Here is a 5,477-nt window from a genome sequence, read left to right as displayed (position 1 = left end):
ACTTTGGTCGTGTCTTGCGGTTTTCCTTGTGAGAAAGCGAGAATAGAAAAAAGAAAAAAGAGAATAGAAAATAGACGAATTGACACTAGATTTGAAGGTTTCGTCTTTGTACTCTGTACTTTGTACTTTGTACTGTTTAAATAAAATAAATTGTTCATCCGTAAATAGTTTTACGAATAAAAGGGGGAATTATTCTTTTGTTAAATTAAAAAATGATTGTTCTATAACAAATAGATAGCGTGCACGCTACTTTTTTGTCATTTTTTCCCTTGGCAGCATTACCTGCCCAGGTTCTTTGGGTATAATCTCAGCTCGTTATTTAGAGCACCCCTTTGAGACAGGGCAAAGATAGGAAAGTATTAAGATAAAAGTATCAAGTCTAAAGATTTTTCGGGATTATTTTTTCTTAATACTAAAAATCAGGCTTTCTTCTATTTTTCTTAATGTCGGATAAACTTTTTTTGTCTTTGATTCGTTTTCGTATGACTGATTTAGGAATTCTTGTAGCTTTCCTGATTTTCGGAATCACCAATCCGGCAGTGATAATGTCCAAAAAACGTTTGGTTACAATGGCTTTGTTTTTAAGCTGGCTTCTATCTTCGTCACAATTTAAAATGAGAATTTGATCTGCTGTCAGCCTGGAATATAGCTTTAATTCAAGCCTTAGTTTTTCCTCATCAGAAAAAGACTTAGAATTTTTTAAATCAAAAGATAAAACTACTTTTGAAGAAACTTTATTTACGTTTTGACCCCCAGCTCCACTGCTACGAACAGCTTTGAACTGTAATTCGGCGAGTACTATTTTAGCATCCAAAATTACTGGGGTTGGTGATAGGAGTTTAATAAATCATTGACCGTTTTAACAGGATTAAAAGTCATTAATGGCACTTCGACAAAAACAGAAATCCATTTTGCCATAGCTCCGTTCCATAACCCCGGTAATTCGTAACCTTTTAAATCACGACCGTCTTTGTTTTTTTGTACTATAAAACCGCTATTGTAATCAACATACTTAGTTAAATCGAATTTTTCGTTTTTAAAATTTCTAATACCACAAACCAAATCCACTGGATTGAAGTGAGTTGCATTCGCTAGAATATTAGCTTGATTTATATTGGTTAAATCTATTTGTGAAGTCTCCACAATTTGAAGGGAAACATTTCCATTAGTATCTTTAACCCAAAACGGACCTCCTCCTGTATCGCCCTCATTTTTTACCATTCCACAAACTCGAATAGGACGATCTAAAATATTTTTTAGAAAGCTAATTTTATTTTCTAAAGTATAATTTTCAACATCCTTAGGTATTTCTATATTTAAATTATTTTTGACGAAAATGATTGTTTCATTCAAATGTTTCTCGCTGCTATTTTCAATTTCATTCAAATATTTAAAAACTTGTTTTTGCAATTCAATTAAAATACCGGCTAATGCTTTTTTGTATAATGCGATAGTTTCGTTATGATTTTGAATGACATTGTCTATGTTTTTGATAAATATAATATCAGCTTCAAGATTATTTAAATTCTTAATCAAAGCCCCGTGACCACCTGGTCTAAATACTAATTTACCCATTTCATCCCTGAAAGGCTTATTTTCCATATCAACAGCAATAGTATCTGTGCTTTTATCTTGATTCGAAAAACTTATTTCTATGGTTGTTTTATTTTCATTCTCAATTTTACTTTTGATTGCATTTATAATAATTTCAAATTCTTTTTGGTGTGATTCTGAGACCGTAAAATGCAGATGAGAATTTCCTTTTGAAGTTGCATAATGTACACACTCGTTTAAATGCTCTTCAATTGGTGTTGATATCCGATTGCTATATTTATGAAAAGGGAGAATTGCCTTTGGTTTATTGGCAAAATCAAAATGCTTTGACGAAAGTAACGTTTCAATGAAATAATAATTTTTATAATCACTATTGAAATTATTGAAGTCTGGAAATGTTTTTTCTAATTCGAAAAGCACTTCGTCATAAAAAGGAAATTTTTCTAAACCTACAATAAAAATTGATAATTTACTGTCTTTTTTTCTGTTGATGTAAGCATGAATACTTTCATTTTCAACATCAAACTCATTCAAAAAAGTATTCAAAAACTTAAACATTCTACTGGCAGCGCCAGAGGCGGGAACGAATTTTTTTAATTTCAATGTGCTTTTAACGCTATCAAAGTAAGTTGCTTTTTCCTGATAATCATTTTCCGACAACTTCAAAATTCCGTTTGAAACTTTTGCAGGTTCAATTAAAACGGTTTTTGGAATTCCGTTTTTGAAAAAATTTAATTGATTTTTTATGTTTTTCAATGGAATTCCATGCTCGTAAATCTGAACAAAATCTGATGATGAAAAACCCATTTTTTTGGCTTTTGAAAAATCATCAATTAGTGCAATTGCTTTATTTATTCGAAAATTAGTATCTCCAGAAATGGAGATAAAAGGTTTTTTATTTTCAATTAGTGTTTGTTTAAAAACTGAAAAAACGGACTCTCTGTTTTCGACCGAGTTTCTTAAAACATCTTCTTCCCAGGGTACATCGATATCGGTCAATAAAAACAAATCATATTCATGTTTTTGCGCAACTTCATTTAATAAGGGATCGCAAAAGCCGTAATTCACTTCTGAAAAAACTTTAGTTACCATTACATTGGTGTCACAAAAAAGATATTTATTGGCAATAGAGAGATTATCATTCTCCAATTTGATTTGACCAAGTGCAATAGGCAACATATCGTCGGCATTGCAAATTTGGGCATTTTTGTCCAATTTTCCTTGAAGATAATCTCGAGCATATTCAGGAACCCAAGCTGTTTCAAAATGTTCAGCCAGTTGTTTTGCCAATGTGGTTTTTCCTGTAGATTCGGGGCCAAAAAGAGCAACTCTAACTATTGTAGATTGTTTTTGTGTAAGATTTTCTTCCATTCTAAATAAGCCGAAATAGCCAAAATTGTAAAAATTAAATACTGTAAAGACAACATTCCTAAGCCACGGTAAGCATAAAGTGGTACAACAATTAAATCACCTAAAATCCAAAGCGTCCAATTTTCGATTTTTTTATTGGCCATATACCACATTCCCGTAAAGAATATTCCTGAAGCAAATATATCGATATAATTTTCTACTTTGATTTGGTAATCAAATAAATAATAAATTATGAAAACTACAAAAACAGTAGCAAAAAACAATATAATTCCTATTATTTTTTCTTTATTGTTTGTTCTCGAAATCGTTAAAACTTCAGTATCGTTTTCCTTTCGTGTCCATTTGTACCAACCATAAATACTCATTAAGGCAAAATAACCATTAATCATCATGTCGCCCAAATAACCTGCAATGTAAAGTAAATACGTTGTGATTATTGTTGCAATTAATCCCGTTGGATAGACCCAAATATTTTCTTTTTTAGCAAACCAAACGCTTAAAATGCCAAATATAAAAGCTAAAAATTCTAATATAATTTGAAATATCGAAGTGTTTTTATAAGTATTTAAAAAAAAATCTATCATCTGTTTGCCTTTATATTGACTTACTGTTGTTTTCGAAAGCATAAACTAAAACAAATTTTTGTTTTATCGGTTCGTGTTCGCTTGATTCAATTGCATCAAAATAGATGTCAAATTCTTGTTTGGTGTTTTCTAATTCAAGAGTAGCTTTAGTTTTTTTATCATCAATATTAAATTCATCTACTCGAATATGATTTTTGAAACTTATTCCTTCTACATTCCTGATTTTGAATATAGCTTCTTTTGCACCCCAAATAGTAGTGAGTTTTTGGATGTATTCTTCTTTGTTCTCAGTCCCGAAGCTTCGGGATAAAAAAATAAATTCAGCATCACAAAATTTTTGGGCAATTCGGATAATTTTTTCTCTTTGCATTTCAATGTCGATTCCAACTTTTTGATTGCTAATTACTAGGGTAGAAAAAGTATGAGAATGTGAAATAGAAACATGTTTTTTATCCAGAAGATGCGGCTTTCCAAATTCATCATAATACAAATCAAAATCCGAATATCCAGCTTCTTTCAACAACATTCTTACGCTTAGAAAAGCGCGTTGATGCAATTGAGATTTCATTCCGTTTAATCGTTCTAAACTTTTTTCGTTTAATTGTACTTGCCCGAATAGTTCTTCGAAAGATTCGGTAATTTCCCAAACCAGAATTTGTGATGAAGGGTCAATATAAATACTTTTAAATAGTGGCATTAGGTATTTTTCTGCTTTTCAGAAGTTTATAACAGTAAACAACTCATAAAAGTTGCTAATTGCTTTTTAAATAATAACTTATTACGTAAATTTGCACCGAATTTTATAATTACAAATATACTATAAATGAGTACAGCAACTATGCCTTATGTGGCTTTCAAAGTAAAAGACATTTCTCTAGCGGCTTGGGGAAGAAAAGAAATTGAATTAGCGGAAGCTGAAATGCCAGGTTTAATGGCGCTTCGTGCTGAATACAAAAACGAACAGCCTCTTGCTGGTGCTCGTATTGCTGGATGTTTGCACATGACAATTCAAACTGCAGTTTTAATCGAGACTTTGATTGCTCTTGGTGCTGAAGTGACTTGGAGTTCTTGTAACATTTTCTCTACTCAAGATCAAGCTGCTGCTGCAATTGCTGCTGCAGGAATCCAGGTTTACGCTTGGAAAGGTCTTGATGAAGAATCTTTTGACTGGTGTATCGAACAAACGTTGTTCTTTGGTGAAGACAGAAAACCATTGAACATGATTCTTGATGATGGTGGAGATTTGACCAATATGGTTATTGACCGTTTCCCAGAATTGGTTGCCGGAATCAAAGGATTGTCAGAAGAAACTACCACTGGAGTTCACAGATTATACGAAAGAGTAAAAGCGGGAACCTTGCCAATGCCTGCTATCAATGTTAATGACTCAGTTACAAAATCGAAATTTGACAACAAATACGGTTGTAAAGAATCAGCAGTTGATGCGGTTCGTCGTGCAACTGATGTAATGCTTGCTGCAAAAAGAGTAATCGTTTGTGGATATGGCGATGTTGGAAAAGGAACTGCCGCGTCTTTTAGAGGTGCTGGATCTATTGTAACAGTTACAGAAATTGACCCAATTTGTGCGCTTCAAGCAGCAATGGACGGTTTTGAAGTAAAAAAATTAGACACTGTTATAGCAACTGCTGATATCATCATTACCACTACCGGAAATAAAGATATCGTTTTGGGTTCTCATTTCGAAAAAATGAAAGACAAAACTATCGTTTGTAACATTGGGCATTTTGATAATGAAATCGATATGGGTTGGTTGAACAAAAACCACGGTGCATCAAAAGTAGAAATCAAACCACAAGTTGATAAATACACAATTGCTGGAAATGACATTCTTATTTTAGCAGAAGGTCGTTTGGTTAACCTAGGTTGTGCTACAGGTCACCCAAGTTTTGTAATGAGTAACTCTTTTACAAACCAAACTTTAGCTCAAATTGAATTGTGGAAAAACAG

At 32.4% G+C, this 5,477-nt stretch carries 5 protein-coding genes and 1 riboswitch; of the genes, 1 reads left to right on the top strand and 4 read right to left on the bottom strand.

Annotation, left to right across the window (positions count from 1 at the left end; all coding sequences use genetic code 11):
* Nucleotides 1-248: 248 nt before the first annotated feature.
* Nucleotides 249-342: riboswitch (TPP riboswitch) on the bottom strand.
* 70 nt (nucleotides 343-412) lie between these two features.
* The 4 genes from arfB to ACKVOD_RS08020 are packed head-to-tail and all read right to left on the bottom strand — an operon-like array spanning nucleotide 413 to nucleotide 4,206.
* Nucleotides 413-814: an alternative ribosome rescue aminoacyl-tRNA hydrolase ArfB gene (arfB, locus tag ACKVOD_RS08035; RefSeq protein ID WP_409208953.1), complete on the bottom strand. Its 402-nt coding sequence runs from the start codon at nucleotides 812-814 to the stop codon at nucleotides 413-415.
* A gap of 2 nt (nucleotides 815-816) precedes the next feature.
* On the bottom strand, nucleotides 817-2,925 hold the full coding sequence (locus tag ACKVOD_RS08030; RefSeq protein WP_409208952.1) for a DUF4301 family protein: 2,109 nt from the start codon (nucleotides 2,923-2,925) through the stop codon (nucleotides 817-819).
* On the bottom strand, nucleotides 2,889-3,509 hold the full coding sequence (gene pnuC, locus ACKVOD_RS08025) for a nicotinamide riboside transporter PnuC (protein ID WP_409208951.1): 621 nt from the start codon (nucleotides 3,507-3,509) through the stop codon (nucleotides 2,889-2,891). Before pnuC ends, ACKVOD_RS08030 begins: the two co-directional genes overlap by 37 nt.
* A 10-nt stretch (nucleotides 3,510-3,519) precedes the next feature.
* On the bottom strand, nucleotides 3,520-4,206 hold the full coding sequence (locus ACKVOD_RS08020) for a 4'-phosphopantetheinyl transferase family protein (protein WP_409208950.1): 687 nt from the start codon (nucleotides 4,204-4,206) through the stop codon (nucleotides 3,520-3,522).
* A 126-nt stretch (nucleotides 4,207-4,332) separates the two neighbouring features.
* Between ACKVOD_RS08020 and ahcY the strand changes: the two genes are divergently transcribed.
* Nucleotides 4,333-5,477, top strand: a 1,145-nt coding sequence (ahcY, locus tag ACKVOD_RS08015) for an adenosylhomocysteinase (protein WP_409208949.1), incomplete at its 3' end; no start/stop codon positions are given.

Origin of the sequence: Flavobacterium sp. (assembly GCF_046155325.1) — a bacterium.
GTDB lineage: Bacteria > Bacteroidota > Bacteroidia > Flavobacteriales > Flavobacteriaceae > Flavobacterium.
Note: the sequence above shows the minus strand (reverse complement) of the source record. Positions and strands in the feature narration are given on the sequence as shown.

What these genes read in the sequence shown, in the direction of transcription:
- ACKVOD_RS08020 (WP_409208950.1), bottom strand. Translation starts at nt 4,206, where the DNA reads ATGCCACTATTTAAAAGTATTTATATTGACCCTTCATCACAAATTCTG.
- pnuC (WP_409208951.1), bottom strand. Translation starts at nt 3,509, where the DNA reads ATGATAGATTTTTTTTTAAATACTTATAAAAACACTTCGATATTTCAA.
- ACKVOD_RS08030 (WP_409208952.1), bottom strand. Translation starts at nt 2,925, where the DNA reads ATGGAAGAAAATCTTACACAAAAACAATCTACAATAGTTAGAGTTGCT.